At 60.5% G+C, this 21,098-nt stretch carries 17 protein-coding genes, 2 rRNA genes and 3 pseudogenes (1 of these 22 only partly in view); 11 read left to right on the forward strand and 11 right to left on the reverse strand.

Features of this window, described 5'->3' with window-relative positions; genetic code table 11:
• Positions 1–126: 126 nt before the first annotated feature.
• The 6 genes from CCX87_RS17665 to CCX87_RS17690 all read left to right on the forward strand — a co-directional run bounded on the left by CCX87_RS17665 (position 127) and on the right by CCX87_RS17690 (position 6,189).
• The gene (locus CCX87_RS17665; protein WP_087747891.1) at positions 127–1,290 is read left to right on the forward strand and encodes a cytochrome P450; all 1,164 of its coding nucleotides are present in this window, start codon (positions 127–129) and stop codon (positions 1,288–1,290) included.
• A 10-nt stretch (positions 1,291–1,300) separates the two neighbouring features.
• Entirely contained in the window at positions 1,301–1,624 is a 324-nt protein-coding gene (locus CCX87_RS17670) for a 2Fe-2S iron-sulfur cluster-binding protein (RefSeq protein ID WP_087747892.1), read from the forward strand.
• The gene (locus CCX87_RS17675) at positions 1,621–2,805 is read left to right on the forward strand and encodes an NAD(P)/FAD-dependent oxidoreductase (protein ID WP_087747893.1); all 1,185 of its coding nucleotides are present in this window, start codon (positions 1,621–1,623) and stop codon (positions 2,803–2,805) included. Before CCX87_RS17670 ends, CCX87_RS17675 begins: the two co-directional genes overlap by 4 nt.
• Positions 2,806–2,956: 151 nt before the next feature.
• Positions 2,957–4,396: an aldehyde dehydrogenase family protein gene (locus CCX87_RS17680; protein ID WP_087747894.1), complete on the forward strand. Its 1,440-nt coding sequence runs from the start codon at positions 2,957–2,959 to the stop codon at positions 4,394–4,396.
• An 11-nt stretch (positions 4,397–4,407) separates the two neighbouring features.
• Positions 4,408–5,181, forward strand: a complete 774-nt coding sequence (locus CCX87_RS17685) for an SDR family NAD(P)-dependent oxidoreductase (protein WP_087747895.1) — start codon at positions 4,408–4,410, stop codon at positions 5,179–5,181.
• A gap of 30 nt (positions 5,182–5,211) precedes the next feature.
• Positions 5,212–6,189 carry a Bug family tripartite tricarboxylate transporter substrate binding protein gene (locus CCX87_RS17690; protein WP_087747896.1) on the forward strand — a complete coding sequence of 326 codons (978 nt, stop codon included), beginning with the start codon at positions 5,212–5,214 and terminating at the stop codon, positions 6,187–6,189.
• A 209-nt stretch (positions 6,190–6,398) separates the two neighbouring features.
• Here CCX87_RS17690 and CCX87_RS17695 read toward each other — a convergent pair whose 3' ends face one another.
• From CCX87_RS17695 to CCX87_RS17705, 3 genes and pseudogenes are all read right to left on the reverse strand, one after another.
• Positions 6,399–7,724, reverse strand: coding sequence for an IS1182 family transposase (locus CCX87_RS17695; protein WP_087747897.1), 1,326 nt, complete (start codon positions 7,722–7,724; stop codon positions 6,399–6,401).
• Between the two features lie 174 nt (positions 7,725–7,898).
• Positions 7,899–8,039, reverse strand: a pseudogene (locus CCX87_RS17700) (LysR family transcriptional regulator); the annotation flags it as partial.
• Positions 8,040–8,083: 44 nt separating this feature from the next.
• Positions 8,084–9,718: an FAD-dependent monooxygenase gene (locus tag CCX87_RS17705; protein ID WP_087747898.1), complete on the reverse strand. Its 1,635-nt coding sequence runs from the start codon at positions 9,716–9,718 to the stop codon at positions 8,084–8,086.
• A 160-nt stretch (positions 9,719–9,878) separates the two neighbouring features.
• Here CCX87_RS17705 and CCX87_RS17710 point away from each other — a divergent pair, with 160 nt between their 5' ends.
• Positions 9,879–10,802 (forward strand): LysR family transcriptional regulator, encoded by a 924-nt coding sequence (locus CCX87_RS17710; protein WP_232476440.1) that lies wholly within the window; start codon positions 9,879–9,881, stop codon positions 10,800–10,802.
• 241 nt (positions 10,803–11,043) lie between these two features.
• Here the strand turns inward: CCX87_RS17710 and CCX87_RS17715 are convergent, their stop codons facing one another.
• Positions 11,044–11,442, reverse strand: coding sequence for a transporter (locus CCX87_RS17715; RefSeq protein ID WP_232476441.1), 399 nt, complete (start codon positions 11,440–11,442; stop codon positions 11,044–11,046).
• A gap of 32 nt (positions 11,443–11,474) precedes the next feature.
• Between CCX87_RS17715 and istA the strand changes: the two genes are divergently transcribed.
• Positions 11,475–13,106, forward strand: coding sequence for an IS21 family transposase (gene istA / locus CCX87_RS17720; protein WP_087747900.1), 1,632 nt, complete (start codon positions 11,475–11,477; stop codon positions 13,104–13,106).
• Positions 13,103–13,867: an IS21-like element helper ATPase IstB gene (gene istB, locus CCX87_RS17725; protein WP_056269326.1), complete on the forward strand. Its 765-nt coding sequence runs from the start codon at positions 13,103–13,105 to the stop codon at positions 13,865–13,867. Before istA ends, istB begins: the two co-directional genes overlap by 4 nt.
• 186 nt (positions 13,868–14,053) lie before the next feature.
• On the opposite strand, the gene CCX87_RS17730 is transcribed toward istB, so the two are convergent.
• Entirely contained in the window at positions 14,054–14,560 is a 507-nt protein-coding gene (locus CCX87_RS17730) for a SphA family protein (RefSeq protein WP_232476442.1), read from the reverse strand.
• Between the two features lie 28 nt (positions 14,561–14,588).
• Positions 14,589–15,948 (reverse strand): annotated as a pseudogene (locus CCX87_RS17735) (aldehyde dehydrogenase family protein); the annotation flags it as partial.
• A 114-nt stretch (positions 15,949–16,062) separates the two neighbouring features.
• On the opposite strand from CCX87_RS17735, the pseudogene CCX87_RS17740 reads away from it, so the two are divergent.
• Positions 16,063–16,739 (forward strand): annotated as a pseudogene (locus CCX87_RS17740) (transposase); the annotation flags it as partial.
• 81 nt (positions 16,740–16,820) lie between these two features.
• Entirely contained in the window at positions 16,821–17,021 is a 201-nt protein-coding gene (locus CCX87_RS17745; protein ID WP_087747901.1) for a transposase, read from the forward strand.
• A gap of 25 nt (positions 17,022–17,046) precedes the next feature.
• Here the strand turns inward: CCX87_RS17745 and tnpC are convergent, their stop codons facing one another.
• From tnpC to CCX87_RS17770, 5 genes are all read right to left on the reverse strand, one after another.
• Positions 17,047–18,600, reverse strand: a complete 1,554-nt coding sequence (gene tnpC, locus CCX87_RS17750; protein ID WP_442857482.1) for an IS66 family transposase — start codon at positions 18,598–18,600, stop codon at positions 17,047–17,049.
• Positions 18,601–18,668: 68 nt separating this feature from the next.
• Positions 18,669–19,001: an IS66 family insertion sequence element accessory protein TnpB gene (tnpB, locus tag CCX87_RS17755; RefSeq protein ID WP_157667094.1), complete on the reverse strand. Its 333-nt coding sequence runs from the start codon at positions 18,999–19,001 to the stop codon at positions 18,669–18,671.
• Positions 18,998–19,537, reverse strand: coding sequence for a transposase (locus CCX87_RS17760; RefSeq protein WP_087743482.1), 540 nt, complete (start codon positions 19,535–19,537; stop codon positions 18,998–19,000). The genes tnpB and CCX87_RS17760 overlap by 4 nt, the downstream gene beginning before the upstream one ends.
• A 166-nt stretch (positions 19,538–19,703) precedes the next feature.
• Positions 19,704–19,816 (reverse strand): 5S ribosomal RNA (gene rrf, locus CCX87_RS17765).
• Between the two features lie 154 nt (positions 19,817–19,970).
• Positions 19,971–21,098: ribosomal RNA gene (locus tag CCX87_RS17770) — 23S ribosomal RNA — on the reverse strand; it runs 1,751 nt beyond the window's last position.

The raw sequence follows: 21,098 nt of genomic DNA on the forward strand, positions 1-21,098 counted from the left end.
GTCAAGTATTGGTGATTATCAATAAAGTGCAATAAATAACCCTGAATAGTACAGCTGTAGGGCATCCAGTGTCCATAAAGTGCAATCTAGGCAGCCGTCTATGGCTTGCTCATCTGGAGGCATTGCATGTTTGTGTTTGATCCCTACGACCCCATTGTCGATTCGAACCCGTTTCCCCTGTACAAGGAACTCAGGGACCACTACCCCTGCTATTGGAGCGAAGCTGGGAAGGTCTGGGTGCTGTCCAGGTATGCGGACGTGGTCGCCGCAGCCAGCGATTGGCAGACCTATTCTTCCCTCAAGGGCAACCTCTTGGCCGAGCTGCCCAGTCGCACTGGCGCGACGCTGGGCACCACCGATCCACCACGTCATGACCGCTTGCGAGCTCTCGTTCAGCATGCGTTCACAAGGCGCAATCTTGCTGGTTTGGATGAGTATTTGCGGGAGATTGCACGCACGGCGGTCAGGTCGTTCGAAGGCCGAAAGCGGTTTGATTTCAACCGTGAGTTTTCGACCGCAATGACGATGAAGACGTTGTCGCTGATCATCGGTCTGCCCCCAACCGATGAGAACCATCTTCGCCGACAAGCGATGCTGTGCGTTCAGACCGATCCCATGGTCAAAGGCAAGACGGAGGAACATGAGCGCGCGTTCAAGTGGATCAACGAGTTTGCTGTCTCCGTCATCGAAGAGAGGCGCGCGCGTCCAACGGACGATCTGATTTCGCAGTTCAGCGTGGCCGAGATTGACGGCGATCGATTGGACGAACGCGAGGTGATCATGACCACCACGATGCTCATCGTGGCTGGCGCCGAGTCGATGGGAGCGTTCATGAGCCTGATGGCAATGAACTTGGCCGACCATCCCGAAGCCTTAGCGGGCTGCGTGCAAAACCCTGATCTGTTGCCTGATGCGATCGAGGAGTCGCTGCGCTTCAACACCTCTGCCCAACGATTCAAGAGAACGCTGACGCGGGATGTCGAGTTGCATGGCCAGCGCATGAAAGCAGGCGATGCGGTGTGCCTGGCCTACGGGTCTGCCAACAGGGACGAGCGTCAATTTCCCGATCCTGATCGATACGACCTCAATCGGAAGCCTCGCGGGCACCTGGGTTTTGGCAGCGGCGTTCATGCCTGCTTGGGCTCGATGATGGCCAGGCAGGTGCTTCGTGTCGCTTTTGAGGAGTTTCACAAAGTCTTCCCTCGGTATCGGCGCGCTGAGGCCGAGTTGCCTTGGATGCCGTCCACCAACTTCCGAAGCCCCACTCGGCTTGAACTGATCCTGGAGTGAGGATTTACAGATGACAACTATCACTTATGTAGAAGCTCACGGGCAGGCCGTTACCGTGGATGTGGCGGACGGATGGAGCTTGATGCAGGGCGCGGTGGCCAACGGCGTCGAAGGAATCCTGGGCGAATGCGGCGGTTCGTGTGCATGCGCCACCTGTCACTGCTACGTGGATGAAGCACGAATAGGCGAACTGCCACCACCTGCGAATAACGAGCTCGACATGCTGGAAGATGCGGCGGCACCTCGGCGATCGAACAGCCGTCTGGCATGTCAGGTCAAGGTGCATTCCGCCATGGCTGGCTTGATCGTTCACCTACCTGACCGACAGCAATGACGAGCCCTGACAAGGTGGTGATTGTCGGCGCGGGCCAGGCCGGATTGCAGACGGCCGAGGCGCTTCGAGGCATGGGCTACGCGGGCGCGATCACCCTGCTGGGGGCCGAGCGCTGCGGACCTTATCACCGTCCACCGCTGTCCAAGTCCTGGCTGGCTGGCGAGATAGCGGCTGAGCAGCTCGCGATGCGCTCACCCGATGCGCTGGAGCGAAAGGGCATTGCATTGCGTACCGATGCGCAGGCGATTGGGATAGACATTGGCAAGCGCCTTGTGCGGTTGGCTGACGGAGGTGCATTGAGCTATGACGCCCTCGTTCTTGCCACTGGCGCCTCGCCCCGGATGCTCGATATACCGGGCAGAGATGCAACGGGTGTGTTGGCGCTGCGCAGCATGGAAGACGCGCAGGCGATCGCGCAGCGCATGGCGCTCTGCGCAGAGAGCAATCGGCCGATGGTGGTTGTGGGTGGGGGCTTTATCGGACTTGAGGTGGCGGCCACAGCGCGCAAGAAGCGAATCGCCGTCACGGTCTTGGAAGCCGCGCCTCGCCTGCTTGGCCGCGTTCTGGCCCCTACGCTGTCAGAGTGGTACGCGCAGTTGCACCGCTGGCACGGTGTGAACCTGGTTCTGAATGCGCGCATCGCCGCCTTCGAAACTGGCGCCGATGGGCAAGTGTGTGGCGTTCAAATGAACGACGGCACGCTCCTTCCGGCAGGACTGGTGATTGTGGGTGTTGGCGTACAGGCCAACGATGGCCTTGCTCGCGCCGCGGGCTTGGCTTGCGACCGAGGCATCGTTGTCGATGCCTGCGCTAGGACGAGCAATCCCTATATCTTCGCCGCAGGCGATTGCACGGCGCGATCGACCAGCGAGGGGACCCTGCTGCGTCTGGAGTCGGTCCAGAACGCCGTTGAGCAAGGCAAGAGCGCGGCCGCTGCCGTGATGGGGCAAGAGCGCCCATTTGCTGCCGCACCGTGGTTCTGGAGTGACCAGTACGACATCAAGCTGCAAATCGCGGGCCTATCCACCGGGGCGGATCGATGGGAGACCCGGGGGGAGCCGGACAGTGGCAGCTTCAGCGTCTATCACTACTGCGGTGACAGGCTGCTCGCGGTAGACAGCATCAACGATGCCAGGGAGCATCTTCAGGCACGCAAGCGACTTGATGGGGAAGGCACATAAGTACGCGCAACCGTGTCGCCGCTTTGAGCCTGTAAAGGCATAGAGAAATTCACAAGCCGCTGTTCCGCCGCATGGAAAAGCGAATCGCCATTCCGTGGGGCATGCATTGCAAGGCTCCGATCGGAAATCCAGCATAAGAGAGAAACGCAATATGAAAACTGCCCTGAACTACATCGATGGCATATGGTGCCCGGCTTCGGCCGAGCGCACCGGTGCTTGTATCAATCCCGCGACCGGCGAGCCCGCTGCACATTACGTCAATGCGACGTTGCCGGAGATCGAGGCGGCCATTGCGGGCGCGCGACACTGCTTTGAGTCCAGCACCTGGTCCAGCCAGCCTAAGCTTCGCTCGGACGTTCTGCGGCTCTTTGCCGATCGCCTTGAGGCACGCAAAGACGAGATTGTGGATACGCTCGTTGAGCTGAACGGCAAACTGCGACGCGAGGCTGAAGGCGAGGTATTGGCTGGCATCTCCGAACTGCGCTACTACGCGGGCTTGGCGCGCAATCTATTCGGTCGGATGCTCGAAATTGAGCCACAGATCTATTCGATGATTGAACGCGAGGCGATCGGTGTGGCGGCGATCATCGTTCCCTGGAACGCACCCGTCACGCTCCTCGTGAGATCCCTGGCGCCTGCGCTTTCCGCCGGGTGCGCGGTGGTGATCAAGGCCGCGCACCAGACAGCTCTGGTGCACGCCATGGTGATGGAGTGCTTGGTGCAGGATACGAGACTGCCCCGTGGCCTTGTTCAGTCTTTTGTCGAAGACGGCGCAGACGGTGCCAAGCTGCTGTGCGCCCATGTCGAAGTCGACGTGATCAGTTTCACCGGCTCGACCCAGGTGGGCAAGCTGATCGCTGGTTCGACCGCCAAGAATCTGACCCGGTTGTCGCTGGAACTCGGTGGCAAGGCGCCAGCCATTGTGCTCCCGGACGCCAGCGTTGCCGATGCGGTACGGGGCATTGTGCCGGGCGCCTGCGTGATGGCGGGGCAGATGTGCACGGCCATCAGCCGGGTGCTGGTCCATGAGTCCATCGCTGAAGGCTTCAAGGCGGCACTCGTGGAGGGCCTCAGGCAGGTCCGTGTCGGCCCGGGACAACTCGCTGCTTCATCGATGGGGGCATTGATCGACAGGCGCAATCAGCAACGCTTGCTGGATGAGGTGCAGTCTGCGCGCGAGACCTGCGAAGTGTTGCTGGCTGGGACTGTTCCCCAGGACCTGCCACGTGCGGGTGCGTTTCTCACGCCCTCACTGATCGCCACGCAGGATCTGCAGAGCCATTTTGTGCAGGACGAAATCTTTGGACCGGTGATCACGCTGGAGACATTCAGCGATGACGAGGATGCCCTGACCCGCGCCAACGCGACCCGTTATGGCCTGGCGTCGTCGATCTGGACGAATGACTTCAAGCGAGCCCGGCAAATCGCTCGGCGCCTGAAGTTCGGCAATGTCTGGATCAACGCGCACAACCGACTTTTTGCCGAAGTCGAAACCGGCGGTTACCGCGAGAGTGGTCTTGGGCGTCTGCATGGCGTCGATGGCCTGAGCGATTTTCTGGAAACCAAGCACGTCTACATGCCGTGCGCCTGAGGAAAAGAAGAATGGCAGTTGATATTCAAACGGATAAGAGCCAAGCGGTGGTCATTGTCACCGGTGGAGCAAGAGGCATCGGAAACGCGTTCGCGCGACGACTCGCAGAGGATGGCTACCACGTTGCCATCATGGATCTGCAGGGCGCACAAGAGGCCGCGGAACAGATTCGACGCGAGGGCGGGCTCGCGGATGGCTACAACGCCAATGTCGTTGATGCTGCGGACTGGGACCGTGTTCTTGGACAGGTCGGCATATCAGGCAAGCGGTTGCACGGGTTGGTGAACAACGCTGCCTTGTTTGCCAGTCTGGAAATGCAGCCCTTCGAGAAGGTGGAAAAGCAGGAATGGATGCGTGTCATGGAGGTGAACACTTTCGGTCCGTTTCTCGCGATCCAGAAAGTTGCGCCGATTCTGACCAAGGGTGGTGGGGGCGCGATCGTGAATGTGGCTTCGACATCGCCGCTCAAAGGCGTGACCGGCATGCTGCACTACGTTTGCAGCAAAGGCGCCGTCATTGCGATGACCCGCAGCCTTGCCCGTGAGCTCGGCGACCGGTCCATCACCGTGAATGCGGTGGCACCGGGGTTCACTTTGAGCGAGGGCATTCTTCAAAACAAGGAGCACGTCGAAAAGTTTCGCGATCTGGGCAAGAACGGCCGGGCTCTGAAACGCGACCAGCTGCCAGAGGATTTGCAGGGAGCTGTCAGTTTTCTCATCAATCGAGATGCATCTTTCATCACGGGCCAGACAATCATCGTCGATGGCGGTGCGCATTTCGGCTGAATTTCTTAGTCGTTAACAGGAGACATTTCTATGAAAAAATTATTCTTTAAGATTCTCTGCCTCTTTGCCGTGCAGGGCTTCATGCTCGAAGCTGTCCATGCACAGGCATACCCGTCCAGGTCTGTGCGGATCGTGACGTCGTTCTCTGCCGGCTCCGGTCCCGACGCCATGCTGCGCATGGTCTCCGACAAGCTGGCCAAGCTTTGGGGGCAACCCGTCATTATCGACAATAAGCCGGGTGCGAGTGGTTTTATTGCAATCTCAGAGGCGCGCCGTAGTGGTGTTGATGGCTACACGCTCCTGCATATGGATGGTCTGAATTTGACGGCTATTCCACATATGTACAAGAAGCTCCCCTATAACGCGGAGACAGACATTGAACCCATCAGCCCCATCCACGGCAGCTACTTCTTTGTAACTGTCTCAGCTGACTCCCCCTGGAACAGCATGACCGACCTTATAAAGGCGGCCAAGTCCGACCCGGGTGCTATAAGTTACGGTTCTTGGCAGATTGGCAGTGTTGCTCATCTTTTTTCCGCAGCTTTGGAGGCTGGAACCGGAACCAAAATGATGCATGTGCCGTACAAGGAAAACTCGCAGCTCTACACAGGTGTTGCCCGGCAAGAGGTTACTTGGGCATTCGGATCGATTGCGAGCGCAGGCCCCCTTGTGAAGGCAGGTCGACTCAAATTCTTGGCCATCGCCGGGCCTGCCCGTGAAAGCGCATATCCTCAAGTGCCAACTGTGGCGGAGGCGGGTGGCCCAGCTGGTTTCGAGGCCAGAGGGTGGGTCGGCCTCTTTGCCCCCAAGGGGGTTCCCATGCCCATTGCAGAGAAGATTTCGGCGGATCTGACACGTGTTGTGAACGAGCCGGAACTGAAGGCAAAAATGACCGAGCTTGGCTACGATCCAATGCCCAGCAAGCCTGCTGAAACCAGGGCGTTGGTGGCCACCCAGTCCAAGGCGTTCAAGGTAGTCGTGACGCGCAGTGCGGTCACGCTCGATTGAATTGCTGCGCGCTGGAGCGCAAGTCGTTGGCTCTTCTTCCTAGGAGTCTGAGCGGCAGAAGCTTTTTGGTTTTCCGCACATACGTTTTTGCACCTGCCGGCTGCGCAGAGCGCCGGCACCGCATTGCGAGGCCGTGGGAACGGCCCTGAACCAACACGCTCAGCGTGTCGCAAGCAGGCAAGCCACACCTGGGCCTGCCGCTTTGACCTTCAGCGGGCACGCAAGACGTTCATGCGCCGCAGATTCAGCGCCAGGCACACGAGCTTGAACTCGGCTTTGACCTTCTCCAATCCCCGCAAGCTGAACTGCCTGAACCCCAGCACGTTCTTAATCCACCCGTTGGGCGCCTCCACGATCCACTTGCGCTTGCGGTAGGCCGCCTGGCCTTCAGGCGTCTTCAGCCTGGCATCCATCTCTGCGGTGCGTGGGTAGCGTTCGGCATCAACCTGTAGCCCCTGCTTGCCTTCGCGTCCCAGTGCCACGATCAGCTCGCTCGGACTGCCCTTGAGTTGCTCGAACACCGCCTCCGAACGGAATCCCGCATCGGCCAGCACCTGCCGGGCGTCGTCACCCAGGTTCGCCTTCACCGCCTCCAGGAGCTCGGGCAGGCGCTCACTGTCGCCAGCGTTGTGCGTCAGCTCGGCTGCCACCACGATCTGCGCCGTCTCATCCACCGCCGTATGCGCGTTGTAGCCATAGTCGTAGCCACCTCCGGCACGCTTCATGATCCGGCTGTCCGTGTCGGTGAAGCTCTCCTGGGCGCTGTCCTTGGGCACGCCGAAGTCGCGCTTGTAGCGCCCGCCTTTGGGCTTGCCGTCCTTGTCGCGCGGCTTGCGTTCATCGTCCTTGCTGCGGCCACGTGCTTCATCGGCCTCCTGCTGACGCTTCTCCAGCCGCAGCTTGGCCTCGCTGATGGCCTTGAGACGGTCTTCCCGGCGCTTGATCTCCCCGGGCAGGTCTACCTCGGGCTCGTTCTTCTCCAGGTCGTCGGAGGCCCTGGCGCGGTTGAGCAGCCCGTCGATCTGCGCCTTGAGTTCAGCCTCGGCTTTGACCATGCGCTCATAGCTCATGGCCTTGTGGCGGCTGGCGTTGGCCTTGAGCTTGGTGCCATCCACTGCCACCGTGCCCAACTTGACCAGGCCGCACTCGCGTGCCAGACGCACGACCTGCACGAACAGGGCCGCCAATTCTTGCAAGTGCAGCGCGCGGAAGTCAGACAGCGTGCGGTGCGCGGGATAGTTCTCTGCCGCCAGCACGCGCAGGGCCACGTCTTCGTGCAGCTTGGCGGTGAGCTTGCGCGAACTGAAGGTGCCCGTGGCGTAGCCGTAGATCAGCACCTTGACCATCATGGCCGGGTGGAACGGTTGGTTGCGCGGCCCGCCCTTGGCGTATCGCGCATGGAACGCGCTCAGGTCCAGGCTGTCGACGCTGTCGCTGATGAAGTACGCCAGGTGCCCTTCGGGCAACCAGTCTTGCAGGGCGTCTGGCAGCAGGCGTTGTTGTTGCGGTGCATAGGGCAGGTAACTTGCAGGCATGCCTGTAATTTACCAAGCCTTTGCGCTCTCAGCGGCCTTCTGCCGCGCAGACTCCTAGGGGCAGTCCAGTCGTGGATCACCGCGGAACCGGGCCAGGACAGCAGTGTGAGCACCACCAGCCCCAAGCGCGTCGGCGCGAAGGCCAGTACATGCTCGGGACCGTCATGCCGCAAGTAGCTGCACGCCCAGTTCGTCCTCCAGATCGCGCACGGCACGCGAGAGCGGCGTCTGATCGATGTGGATGCGCTCGGCCGCCCGCGTAAAGTTCAGCTCTTCCGCTACTGCGATGAAATAGCGCAACTGGCGTCGCTCAATTATCCCGGCTACCGGCCGGCGTTAGCTGCATTTCGTTGCGGTCCTCATGCCAAGGCCTCCATATCGGTCACGGATTTCGAGACGGCGCGCGCCAAGACCTGCATAGCGGTTCGTGTCGACACAATTTCCTCCTGACTGGTCCACGCAACGAACCCGTCCGGCCTAACCAGTACCCACCTGGAGGCATACCGCTCTGCACCCGCGCCCGGTGCCAACACTATCAGCTTCAACGACACCGCCAGTGCAGCAGCAGCTTCGCTGAATGCACGCGCATCCGCCCCCGATGGCCCAACGCACAGCACAGTGAAGTCCGCGCCCAACTTCTCGAAAACGTTGCCGCCGTCGGCCAACGGCGCTGGCGGCAGGTGATGCCCCGCCCGCGCTTCGAACCGATGCTCCCCGACGACGCTGCAGATGCCGTGCGGCCCACCCCAAACGATCGGAGAGCCCTCGTAGTTCGGCTCGAACGCATGGACCTCGCCGATCGCTCCGCGCGCCCGCGCTTGCCATGCTGACTCGAAGCCAGTGCGATCTGCCTCAGGATCGAAAGCATCAAGGAACTGACGATCTCTTTCGATCGACTTCGCAATAAAATCGTGCACAGTTGACGCGAATACTGGCCTGCGCTCGGCATCGTAGGAATCAAGCAGTGCATCGCCATCTCGTTTCTGAACCACGGCTGCAAGCTTCCAGGCCAGATTGCGGGCATCCTCGAATCCGGAATTGACACCGTAGCCACCATAGGGCGGATGGCTGTGAGCAGCATCGCCCGCGATGAAAACCCGGCCCGCGCGATAGCTGTCGGCAACGGCGAATCGCAGATCCCAAAAACCGATGTGCTCGAACTCCACTTCAAACTTGGCACCAACGGCTTCGTGCAAAAAAGCACGGAAGTCGAAGTTGTTCTCGGTCGTCCCAAGGGGAACTGGCGCGTGGAAAAACCAAGTCTGCCCGAGATCGACGCGACCCAGAAATTTCCAGTAGCCCTTGAGCTCCGGTTGAAGAACGTTGTAGTAGGATTTTCCAGGAAAGCGCTCCAGCAATGCATGCAACTCGGGTGAGCGGAACACCAACAGAACCATGAGCCGATCATGGTCTGTGCGCGTCTGCGTGAGCCCGACCTGCTCTCGGACAAGCGATCGGCTGCCATCACAACCAACCGCATACGCCGCCCGCAAAGTCTTTCGTTCCGTTCCGTCGCGCTCCGCAAGTTCGACCGTCACGCCTTCAGCGTCCTGCGACACTGCTTCCGCGCTCCATCCATACATGGTCCGCACCTTTGGCAGTTCCGCTGCACGGCTGCGCAACACCGCCTCGGTAGCGTACTGAGGCAGCCGCTCGTTGGCTGCGTAGTAGTAGGGCTGGACGAGATCGCGCTGGAGCCAGTCGTAAGAGTACGGTCCAAGCAACGTCCCGTAGGCAGTCAAGCCACCGATGCCGTACTCAGGCGGGATCGTGCGAGCAGCCCGCAACTGCCGCTCCGCACCCCAGGCATGGAAATGCTCCATCGTCCTTTGGGTCAGGTTCTGGCCTTTTGGAATGGGCTGGGGCTGCAAATACCGCTCTACCACGACGCAGCGCACGCCGCGCTGACCAAGATCGATGGCCAGGCCCATGCCGACGGGTCCTCCGCCAACGATCACAACCTCGGTCTCGTCCACGCACTGAATGCTGTTCATTTCACCTTCTCCGATTTAGCGATAAAGCGCTGACTCAGCGCCGCTCTCGCAACACACACCCCGCTTGCGCGGGCCATATTCCATGCAGACTTCACTCTTTGTCTCCTTGGCGTTTTGGATTAGAGTTGATGGTCAACAATCAATCAAACGGAACATACTGATGCATCCATCGGAAAAACTGATGCATGTGAGCAGCCGCCAACTGCAGGCCTTTCTCGAGGTCGCTCGACTCCGGAGCTTCTCCAAGGCAGCCGAGCAAATCCCCATGTCCCAATCAGGCATGAGCATGCTGATAAAGGATCTGGAAGACCAGATGGGCGCTCGTTTGTTCGACCGCAGCCCGAGATCCGTTATGCTCACGGACGCTGGCCGTCAGCTCCTCCCTGTGGCCCAACGGATCGTCCAGGACCTGAGAGGTCTGGGATCGACGATCGAAGGATCTGAAGCGGCTACTCGGTCGCGCCTGGACGTAGCGGCGACTCCCATGGTGACGATGAGCCTTTTGCCAGACGTCGTGAGGGAGTTCACCGATTCGCACCCTCATGTCAGCACCACTATCGCGGATGTCGACGTCAATACCGTCAGGCAGCGTGTTCTGGACGGTGAAGCGGATATCGGCCTGGGTTTCTTCGTCAAACCGGCAGTTGGTCTGTTGCGTCAGCCTCTGTGCCGATTTCGTCTGATGTGCATCAGTCCACCAGCACCCACCAACAGCCGCCGCCGATCATCACGAGGCTGGTCCAGTCTGCGTGATCTCCCGTTGATCGGTCTACCGCCGGATAACCCGATCCAATCGCTGGTGGAAACCCATCTCACCCGGATCGGGCATGTCCATGGAAAGTGCCAAACGGCTCACTTCATTGGCACACTGATCGCCATGACGCGTGCGGGTCTGGGTCATGCCGTTATCCCCTCATTCGCCATCGAGGAATGCAAGCGGCACGGTCTGCAGATCAGCATGCTGATAGATCCGGTGGTGTACCTGGACCTCTATCTGGTTTCACGCCGAGGAATTCAACCTAAGCCCACCACACTGGATTTTTCTGCTCGCCTGAAGACAGCGGCAACGAAACTAGCCAAGTAGAAAGATCATTCGAAGCTCGGCCAGCTTCTGATGGTCGCTCCTGCCTTTCGAGAACGCCCAAGCGACACCTCTGCCGCGGCATTGGAACATCCAGCAATGTCAGTGCTTCGCTTGCTCCGCAAGCCGTCGATGAATTCACCGGCAGCTGCCGAGCAAGCTCTTATCGCTCAGGCAGACACCTGCATGGTTCCATGTGGGAAAAGGAACGGCTCAACAGGATTTTGAGCAATGGTTGCACAGGTCAGAAAGGCTTGACCACAGTGACTCGAAATAGGTTGCCAGCCGGTTCAGCCCCAGACCCACCGCGGACGCTGAACTCCTTGTAGAACGCACCCTTCAGAAAGACTCCTGCCGCCGCAACGGGGTAGTTCACCTCCAAGCCGACAGCATGGCGTTGGGAATTGCCTTGACTCACCTGCGCGCCTGAGTCGTTGCCCAATTGCCATTGGCTGTAACCCACCACGCCCAGCGAATACTGCCCGAAGTTTTTTCCAACGCCCCATTCCATCGACAATTGATCGCCAGGACCCCTGATGGCCACCCAAATTCCCCCGTCTATGGCCACCTCAAACTCCCCCACCTGAACTGATCGGGGATAGGGGTTTAACGCCGGCGTCGTCGGCACCTGTTGGCAGGACATTGATCCAGTCTTCCCCGAGGGAAGGCCAAGGAGTGAATGTCTTGAAGTCCAACCAACGCGCCACCATAGAGACACTGCTGGAGCGCAACACATCGCAACGCGAGATCGCCCGCATCACGGGCATCGACCGCAAGACGGTCAGGAGCTACCACCAGCGCTGGCTGGAGCAACTGCAGTCAAATTCCCCCGGGGTGGCCACCGGCTCGGCAGGTCAAATTCCCCCACCCTGGCCACCGGCTCCTGGGCCGGTGGCCACCTCCCTGTGCGAACCCTGGCGCGAGTTCATCGAAGCCCAGCTGCGGCTGAAGCGAAACGCCACGGCCATCTACCAGGACCTGGTCGACCAGCACGGCTTTGATGGCCAGTACAACTCGGTCAAACGCTTCTGTGCAAAGTTGCGGCACAAGGAGCCCGAGCAGTTCGATCGCCTGTCCTTCCTGCCCGGCGAGGAGATGCAGGTGGACTACGGCGAGGGCGCGCCCACCCGCGTGCCCGGCAGCGACCGGTACCGCAAGCCCCGCCTGTTCGTGGCCACCTTGCGGTATTCCCGTGCCAGTTTCCGGTGCGTGGTCTGGAAGTCCAGCCAGCAGATCTGGGCCGAGCTGCACGAGCGGGCCCTGCGGTACTTCGGGGGCTGCCCCCAGTACGTGGTGCTGGACAATCTGAAGGAAGGCGTCCTCAAGCCCGACCTGTACGAGCCCGATCTCAACCCGGTGTACGCCGCCGCCCTGGCGCACTACGGCGTGGTGGCCGACCCGGCGCGGGTGCGAGACCCCAACCGCAAGGGCACGGTGGAGCATGCCATCGGCCATACCCAGGCCACGGCCTTGAAGGGCCGGCGCTTTGAGTCCATCGAGGCCCAGAACGAGTTCCTGGCGCACTGGGAGAAGAGCTGGGCATCCAAGCGCATCCACGGCACCGAGCGACGCCAGGTGCAGGCCATGTTCGAGGAAGAGCGCAGCCACCTCAAACCCCTGCCAGTGCTGGGAATGCAGTATTTCGACGAGGCGGTGCGCACCGTCTGCGACGACAGCTGTGTGCGGGTGGATCACAGCAGCTACGCCGCTCGCCCGGCGAACATCGGCTCCAAGGTGTTGGTGCGCATCTACGCCCAGCGCATCGAGATTCGTGACATGCACACCCGTGCCTTGCTGCGCACCCACGCCAAGGCCGAGCGTCCCGGCACGGTGATTCTGCCCATGGAGGAGCGGGTGTTCAATCCGTCTCGCGAGACCCGCCTGATCCTGCGTCAGGCCGGCGAGATTGGTGAGCACGCCAGCCGGCTGTGTGAGCTGCTCTTTGCCATCGAGGGTCGTGTCGGGCAGCGCAAGCTCTGGGGCATTGTGGGACTCATGCGCCGTTACCCGGCGCACTGCATCAATGCCGCCTGCGCCCAGGCCCTGGAGCAAGGGGTCTACAGCTACAAGCGCGTGCTGGCGCTGACCGAAGCCCTCTTTGCCCAGGCGATGGCGGCCATCGAGGCTACCTGCGGCGAAGCACCCGCCGCCGGTGCCCACGCGCTGACGCAGCAGCATGAGCTCATCCGAGACGCTGAGGAGTACAGCGATCTCTTCGCGCTCGCCGCCGCCACGGCAAACACCACCACCACCACCACCACCACCACCACCAACAACACCACCAACGCACCGGGAGTTCAGCCATGAACATGATCGAGATCGAACGCGCGCTGCGCGAGCTGCGCCTGTCCGGCATCGCCGAGACCCTGTCCACCCGCGTGATGCAGGCCCAGGCCGCCCAGCAGCCTTTCCTGGAGACCTTCGCCGCCATGCTGCAAGACGAGCTGGACCGCCGGCGCTCTCGCCTGACCGAGCGCCGCTTCAAGCGCTCGGGTCTGGATGAGCGCCCCTCGCTGGCTGACTTCGACTGGCGTTTCAACCCGAAGCTGCCGCGCAGCGCCTGCTTCGAGTTGCACACCCTGAAGTTCATCGGCGAGGGGGCCAACGCGCTGATCATCGGCAAGCCGGGCACCGGCAAGAGCCATGTGGCCAAGGCCGTGGCCTACCAGGCCACGCTGCAGGGCTATGACGTGCGTTACCTGGAAGCCGACACCGAGTTCGCCCGTTACGCGCTGGCCACTACGGCAGAGCGCACCGAGCTGCTCAAGGACTGGGTCGCGCCGGACCTGCTCGTCCTCGATGACCTGTTCCTGGCCAGACGCATCAGCGAGCATGCCGCTGAAGTCCTACAGGCCATCGTGCACCAGCGCTACAAGCTGCGCCGCGCTGTTCTCATCACGTCCAACCGCGTGGTGCAGGACTGGGGCAAATACCTCGGCGACGCCACCATGGCCAGCACCATCCTGGATCGCCTCATGCACCGCTGCGCGATGCTGGAGTTCGAGGGCAAGAGCTACCGCCTCAAGGAGGCCGCTGCACGCATCGCCATCACACCCGAGTCGTCATAATCCGACCGTCCTGCCTGGGGGAATTTGGGGTGGCCAAGGGTGGGGGAATTTGACCTGGCCATCGGGGCCAGGACGTACACCAGAAGCTTTTCGGCCATGACGCTCGTATCGAAAGAGTACGGATCCGGTCACCGATTTCTCTTGATCGAAATAGTAAGTTCCTCCCCCGGTAAGCATGGCAGACTTTTATCCCTTGCCAGGTGCTCCGGGGCTACTTGTGCTTGCCGTGTCCAGCCAGACCCCGACGGCAGCTACGCTGTCCCAGCGGGTGCCGTGCCAAGCAAGCACCAACGGTCCAAGGTAGACATCCCCGATGCCGGTACCGCTGTCCCTCAATCCAACTGCATGTATATCAAGCGACGTCCTGATCACTGGAACAATGGCTTCAAAGCCATAGTCCGCACCGAAAACTTTGACGTTCGTGATCTTGATGAATCGGTTTGCGAGCGCGGTAACACTCCCGGTATTGCTACCCGGCAACTTCGCATCCGATCCGGGGACTCGAAAGTTGTCGATGTCGTAGTGCACCAGATACGCAAGATAGTAGTCCCCGGGCGGGGGCGCGGATGCGGCCTGAATGCCTTCAACCCCGGCGACGTAATGCCCTTCCGCGTAAGCGCTCGCACCGGCAAGTAATCCGACCAGAGTGGTCATGACGGGCAAGACATGGAAAGGTGGCTTGAGTTTTTTCATGATGCGACGCCCCTCCTCAGATGCGGATGCCGAACTTGCCGTATCCAGACGCCTTGACGCCTCCGAAGGGCATTTGCGCTTCGTCGTGCACGGTGGACCCGTTGATGTGGCAGATGCCCGACTCGATTCGGGATGCGACCTGCCAGGCACGCGCGACATCGCGGCCGAATACCGCGGCAGCCAACCCGAACTCGTTGTCATTTGCGCAGGCCACGGCCTCCTCCACACCTTTGACTCGAACGATCGCTTTGACTGGTGCAAAGGTCTCATCCTGGAAGACACGCATCTGCGGCGTGACACCATCCAGCAGCGTGGCCGGCATCAGCGTGCTGGAGACTTTGCCGCCACACACAAGTCGAGCTCCCTTTGTCAACGCGTCATCAATCAGAGCGTTGCAGCGGTCCACGGTCGGCATGTCTACCACCGAGCCCAGCATCACCGGCCCTTGGCGGGGATCACCCAGCGGCAGGCTCGCGGCCCGAGTGGCCAGCCTCTCTATGAAGGCATCCGCGATGGACTCGTCCACGATGATCCGCTCGGTCGACATGCAGATTTGCCCGGAGTTGGAAAACGCGCCGAATGTTGCTGCATTCACGGCGGCCTCGATATCCGCGTCCGCCAGAACCACAAAGGGCGCCTTGCCGCCCAGTTCCAAGACAGCGGATTTCAGGTACGTGGCGCAGGTCTGCGCAACCAGCTTTCCCACCTTTGTCGAGCCAGTGAAATTCACGCGCCGCAGCGCAGGGTGGGCGACCATGGCTTCCACCACGGCCGCAGCATCGGCGGGTGCGTTGGTCACGAAGTTCACGACGCCTGCGGGCAGGCCTGCCTCCTGCATGGCATCGATGATCAGGCCATGCGTAGCCGGGCAGATCTCGGACCCCTTGAGGATGACCGTGTTGCCACAGGCCAGTGGGGTCGCTATCGCGCGAACGTCGAGGACGACCGGCGCATTCCACGGCGCGATGCCAAGCACCACGCCAACAGGCTGACGCACCGCCATCGCCACGCTGCCAGGAACGTTGGAAGGGATGAGTTGCCCATCGATTTGTGTGGTCAGAGATGCGGCCTCGACCAACATGTCAGCAGCCAGCGATACATTGAAGCCCGCCCAGATCGCCGAAGCACCTATCTCGGAAGCCATTGCTTCGGTGATCGCTTCGGCCTTGGCCCTGAGTGCATCGGATGCCTTCAGAAGGAGGCTGCGGCGCTCGCCGGGCCCAATGGAGGCCCATGCGGGAAGCATCGACGGCAGCGACCGCATCGGCGGTGCTGGCAGCGGGTGCGCGCGTTGCGACGTTGTGGTCCAGCGGGTTTCTCCGCTCAAAAGCAGCCCCGCTGGAGGTGCTTCTGCGCTCACCACCGACGAGCATCTGGATCTCAATCATTTGACTTCCTTCTGAAAACTTGAACTCCAGTTGCCAATGTATTTGCCGCTCCGGTAATCCCCCCGCAAATCCAGTGCGCTGAGAAGTAGAGAGTCTTACAGGAGAATCTCTACCATGAAGAAATCGCGTTTCACCGACAGCCAGATCATCGACGTACTCAAGCGGGCAGAGGCCGGACTGACCGTCCCCGAGCTGTGTCGTGAACTGGGAATCAGCTCGGCGACTTTTTACAAGTGGCGAGCCAAGTTCGGTGGCATGGACGCCTCGCTCATGGCGCGCATGAAGGAGCTGGAGGAGGAGAACCGGCGATTGCGCAAGATGTATGTCGAGGAAAAGCTCAAGGCCGAGGTTGTCTCTGAGGCTCTCGCAAAAAAGTGGTGAAGCCATCTCGCCGACGCGAGATGGCTCAACATGCAGTGCAGCAACATGGACTATCGATCCGGGCTGCTTGCCAGGCGTTTCAGATCAGTCAAGCCTGCTATCGCTACGAGGCCCGCCGCAATATTGAGGACGATGAGATCGCTCTGTGGCTGCTGCGCTTGACCGACAACAACCGCAACTGGGGCTTTGGCCTTTGCTTCCTGTACCTGCGCAATGTGCGAGGCTTCGTATGGAACCACAAGCGTGTTTATCGCGTCTACCGGGAGTTGGAGCTGAACCTGCGTATCAAGCCTCGCAAGCGGTTGGTGCGTGAGAAGCCTGAGCCTCTGACAGTGCCCGAAACCTGCAACGAGGTCTGGTCCATGGACTTCATGCATGACCAGCTTGAGGATGGCCGTAGCATCCGATTGCTCGTATGGGGCCCGTAATCCCATCTTGAGGCTGCGCAGACCTCCGAGCAAGATCGCGTCCACGAAACAACCGTGCACACGATGCTCAAAGATTCTCACTCCCCTCGTTATTCGGTGCCGCGCACGCGCCGCACCTATACGCCACAGTTCAAGGCTGAACTGATCGCCGCGTGCAAGCAGCCCGGCGCATCGATTGCCGCCACGGCGCGTGAACACGGCATGAATGCCAATGTGCTGCATCGCTGGCTCAAGGAGCGTAAGCGCGCGGCAATCCCATGTTGACCGCAGCCGGCCGCACAGGTATTGATCAGGAGTTCGGGGCCTGCCAGCGATGCGGCAGCAATTCTTCGATCCTGCTGGCCCGGTGCGTGGGCAAGCGCGTGAGCACGTCCTTCAGGTAGGCATAGGGGTCATGCCCGTTCATGCGCGCCGACTGCACCAGGCTCATCACCGCGGCCGCACGTTGGCCTGCTCGCAGGCTGCCGGCGAACAGCCAGTTGTTGCGGCCAATGGCGATCGGCCGGATCTGGTTCTCGATCCAGTTGTTGTCCACCGGCAGTTGCCCGTCACCAACGAAGCGCGTCAGTGCAGTCCAGCGCCGCAGGCTGTAATCCAGCGCCTTGGCCGTGGCCGAGCTGTCGGGCAGTTTTTGTCTCTGTAGCAGCATCCACTCGTGCAGTGCAGCTAGCAATGGCTTGGTGTGCTGCTGCCGGATGGCCTGGCGCTGATCCGTGTTCAATTCCTTGACCTCGCGCTCGATGTCGTAGACCTTGGCGAACTGCTCCAGCGCGAACCCGGCGATCTGGCTTTTGTGGGCCGCGTGCAGGTCAAAGAATTTGCGCCGCGCGTGCGCCAGGCAACCCGCTTCCGTGATGCCATTGGCAAACCCAGCCTTGTAGCCGCTGAAGTCATCGCATACCAGGCTGCCGCGCCAGTCTCCGAGGAAGTTGCGGGCATGCTCGCCTGCTCTTGACTCGCAGAAGTCGTACACCACGGCCTTCATGTCTTCGAAGGCGCCTGGTGCGTAAGCCCACAGGTAAGCCCGGTGGGTGCTGCCTTTGCCAGGCTTGAGCATTTGCACCGGCGTCTCGTCGGCGTGCAGCACGCTGCGGCTGAGTATCTCCGCCTTCAGCGCATCGACCAGCGGCTGCAGCCGCACGCCGCAGGTGCCGACCCACTGCGCCAGAGTCGAGCGGGGGATGGCCAGACCGGCGCGTCCAAAGATCGCTTCCTGGCGGTATAGCGGCAGGTGGTCGGCGTACTTGGCCACCAGCACCTGGGCCAGCAGGCCCGTGGTGGGGATGCCCTTGTCGATCACATGCGCTTCGACCGGCGGCTGGGTGATGGTTTCGCACTGTGCGCAGGCCCACTTGCCACGGATGTGGCGCTCCACCGTGAACACGCCGGGCACATAGTCCAGCTTTTCGGCCACGTCTTCACCGATGCGCTTCATCGCACAACCACAGGCGCAGGTAGTCAACTCAGGCTCGTGGCGGATCTCGCGCCGCGGCAGGTTGGCCGGCAGCGGCTGGCGCTTGGGTTGCTGTTTGGCTTGGGGCGCTGGCGCAGGCGGCTGCAGTTGCTCGATCTCGACGGCGACCGCTGCCAGGTCGGCCTCGATCTCGTCTTCAAGCAGGCTGCGCTGCTCGGCGTTGAAGCGCTCGGACTGGGCCGCGAACTTCATGCGCTTCAAGAGCGCGTTCTCGTGGGTGAGCTTGGCGTTGAGCGCCTGGCTGTGCTTGAGTTCGGTTTGGTGGCGGGCGATTTGCGCGTCCTTGTCGCTCACGTGGCCCATGAGGCTGGCAACCATCTCGCGCAGTTGCTCTGCGCTGAGATTGTTCAGGGATTGTTGCTGCACCACCATGGCAGCCAGTGTGCCAAGGAAGGCCCTGCGCTGCCATGCGCAGATCCACCGATTGCGCGCCGGCTTCAGACCATGGTGATAATGCCGGCGTTTCCCATGCGTTGCCAGGGCAGGCCCAGCACCAGGGCGTCAAGCTGGACAGGCTCCAACTGCCACTGCTCATTGCCTGGCGCCGGCCAGACGAACTTCCCCTGGTGCAGGCGGCGAGCGGCCAGCCAGATGCCGATGCCGTCGTGCACCAGCACCTTGATGCGGTTGGCGCGTCTGTTGGCGAACAGGTAGGCGTGATGAGGGTGGGCAGCACCGAACACGCTGACCACCCGGGCCAGCGCCGTGTCGGTGCCGGCGCGCATGTCCAGCGGGGCCGTGGCAAGCCAGGCAGCGTCGATACGGATCATTGCCGCAGCACCTGGAGCAAACCCTGCAATGCGCGGGAACACTCGCCAGCAGCGGCCACCGGCCAATTGACCGTCACGAGGGTGCCGTGATGACAGCACTCGATGCGGATGTCTGATGAGGGAGTTGCCGATGCAGCACTTGGGGCAGCTTGCGCACCCGCTGGCTGAGGCCCCATCGCCGGCGAGCCCAGCGTCATCGCGATGAAGGCGGGCACGGTGCTGGCATGAGGCAGATGCGCCGGGGCACGAACAGGCTGTGCATTGGCCATTGGCTCAGCCGCTGCATCGTCGCAGTGCGGGGCGATGCCGGACGCCACAGCATGCGCGGTATCGCAGGTGGGCTGGTGAAGGCCCAGACGATGCTCCTTGAGCCAGCGATGCAGCACATTGGCATTCATGCCATGTTCACGTGCTGTGGCGGCAATTGATGCGCCGGGCTGCTGGCACGCGGCGATCAGTTCAACCTTGAATTGCGCGCTGTAGACCCGGCGTGTGCGGGGGACACGGGAGCGCGAGTTGGGGATCTCTTGAGACATGGTGTGCACGATGGTTTACGTGGACACGATGGTGCTTGCAATTGCTCATTCGAGGTAGATGGGGTGGCCGGACGGATACGATAGGTGCGGTGGTGCAGGCGATTGTGAGATTCCAAAGCAGAACGCCCCACTCAAAGTTTGAGTGGGGCGTTACTGGGCTGTAAGAGCCTGACGATGACCTACTTTCACACGGGAACCCGCACTATCATCGGCGCAAAGTCGTTTCACTGTCCTGTTCGGGATGGGAAGGAGTGGTACCAACTTGCTATGGTCATCAGGCATAACTTGGTGCTGGGCAGTTTTGTGAACTGCCTGGCGAATTCATAGAGTTTGGAATCAGATTTTATGTGTTTTGACTGCGTCAACTTGGCATAACAATCTTTGAGCTTTGCACACAAACATCACTGCTTGATGTGTTGGCTATCAAAGTTATAGGGTCAAGCCTCACGAGCAATTAGTATCAGTTAGCTTAACGCATTACTGCGCTTCCACACCTGACCTATCAACGTCCTGGTCTTGAACGACTCTTTAGGGGGCTCAAGGCCCCGGCAGATCTCATCTTGAAACGAGTTTCCCGCTTAGATGCTTTCAGCGGTTATCTCTTCCACACTTAGCTACTCGGCAATGCCACTGGCGTGACAACCGATACACCAGAGGTGTGTCCACTCCGGTCCTCTCGTACTAGGAGCAGGCTTCCTCAAATCTGCAGCGCCCACGGAAGATAGGGACCAAACTGTCTCACGACGTTTTAAACCCAGCTCACGTACCTCTTTAAATGGCGAACAGCCATACCCTTGGGACCGGCTACAGCCCCAGGATGAGATGAGCCGACATCGAGGTGCCAAACACCGCCGTCGATATGAACTCTTGGGCGGTATCAGCCTGTTATCCCCAGAGTACCTTTTATCCGTTGAGCGATGGCCCTTCCATACAGAACCACCGGATCACTATGTCCTGCTTTCGCATCTGCTCGACTTGTCAGTCTCGCAGTTAAGCACGCTTATGCCATTGCACTATCGTCACGATGTCCGACCGTAACTAGCGTACCTTCGAACTCCTCCGTTACGCTTTGGGAGGAGACCGCCCCAGTCAAACTGCCTACCATGCACTGTCCCCGATCCAGATAATGGACCTAGGTTAGAACCTCAAACACACCAGGGTGGTATTTCAACGTTGGCTCCATGAGAACTAGCGTCCTCACTTCAAAGCCTCCCACCTATCCTACACAGATCTGTTCAAAGTCCAATACAAAGCTACAGTAAAGGTTCATGGGGTCTTTCCGTCTTTCCGCGGGGAGATTGCATCATCACAAACATTTCAACTTCGCTGAGTCTCAGGAGGAGACAGTGTGGCCATCGTTACGCCATTCGTGCAGGTCGGAACTTACCCGACAAGGAATTTCGCTACCTTAGGACCGTTATAGTTACGGCCGCCGTTTACTGGGACTTCAATCAAGAGCTTGCACCCCATCATTTAATCTTCCAGCACCGGGCAGGCGTCACACCCTATACGTCCACTTTCGTGTTTGCAGAGTGCTGTGTTTTTATTAAACAGTCGCAGC

The organism is Acidovorax sp. T1, from assembly GCF_002176815.1.
Classification (GTDB): Bacteria; Pseudomonadota; Gammaproteobacteria; order Burkholderiales; family Burkholderiaceae_C; genus Acidovorax.

Excerpts from the sequence above, each read along its gene's own strand:
- CCX87_RS17665 (WP_087747891.1), top strand. The coding sequence starts at position 127 with ATGTTTGTGTTTGATCCCTACGACCCCATTGTCGATTCGAACCCGTTT.
- CCX87_RS17670 (WP_087747892.1), top strand. The coding sequence starts at position 1,301 with ATGACAACTATCACTTATGTAGAAGCTCACGGGCAGGCCGTTACCGTG.
- CCX87_RS17675 (WP_087747893.1), top strand. The coding sequence starts at position 1,621 with ATGACGAGCCCTGACAAGGTGGTGATTGTCGGCGCGGGCCAGGCCGGA.
- CCX87_RS17680 (WP_087747894.1), top strand. The coding sequence starts at position 2,957 with ATGAAAACTGCCCTGAACTACATCGATGGCATATGGTGCCCGGCTTCG.
- CCX87_RS17685 (WP_087747895.1), top strand. The coding sequence starts at position 4,408 with ATGGCAGTTGATATTCAAACGGATAAGAGCCAAGCGGTGGTCATTGTC.
- CCX87_RS17690 (WP_087747896.1), top strand. The coding sequence starts at position 5,212 with ATGAAAAAATTATTCTTTAAGATTCTCTGCCTCTTTGCCGTGCAGGGC.
- CCX87_RS17695 (WP_087747897.1), bottom strand. The coding sequence starts at position 7,724 with ATGCCTGCAAGTTACCTGCCCTATGCACCGCAACAACAACGCCTGCTG.
- CCX87_RS17705 (WP_087747898.1), bottom strand. The coding sequence starts at position 9,718 with ATGAACAGCATTCAGTGCGTGGACGAGACCGAGGTTGTGATCGTTGGC.
- CCX87_RS17710 (WP_232476440.1), top strand. The coding sequence starts at position 9,879 with ATGCATCCATCGGAAAAACTGATGCATGTGAGCAGCCGCCAACTGCAG.
- CCX87_RS17715 (WP_232476441.1), bottom strand. The coding sequence starts at position 11,442 with ATGTCCTGCCAACAGGTGCCGACGACGCCGGCGTTAAACCCCTATCCC.
- istB (WP_056269326.1), top strand. The coding sequence starts at position 13,103 with ATGAACATGATCGAGATCGAACGCGCGCTGCGCGAGCTGCGCCTGTCC.
- CCX87_RS17730 (WP_232476442.1), bottom strand. The coding sequence starts at position 14,560 with ATGAAAAAACTCAAGCCACCTTTCCATGTCTTGCCCGTCATGACCACT.
- CCX87_RS17745 (WP_087747901.1), top strand. The coding sequence starts at position 16,821 with ATGCTCAAAGATTCTCACTCCCCTCGTTATTCGGTGCCGCGCACGCGC.
- tnpB (WP_157667094.1), bottom strand. The coding sequence starts at position 19,001 with ATGATCCGTATCGACGCTGCCTGGCTTGCCACGGCCCCGCTGGACATG.
- CCX87_RS17760 (WP_087743482.1), bottom strand. The coding sequence starts at position 19,537 with ATGTCTCAAGAGATCCCCAACTCGCGCTCCCGTGTCCCCCGCACACGC.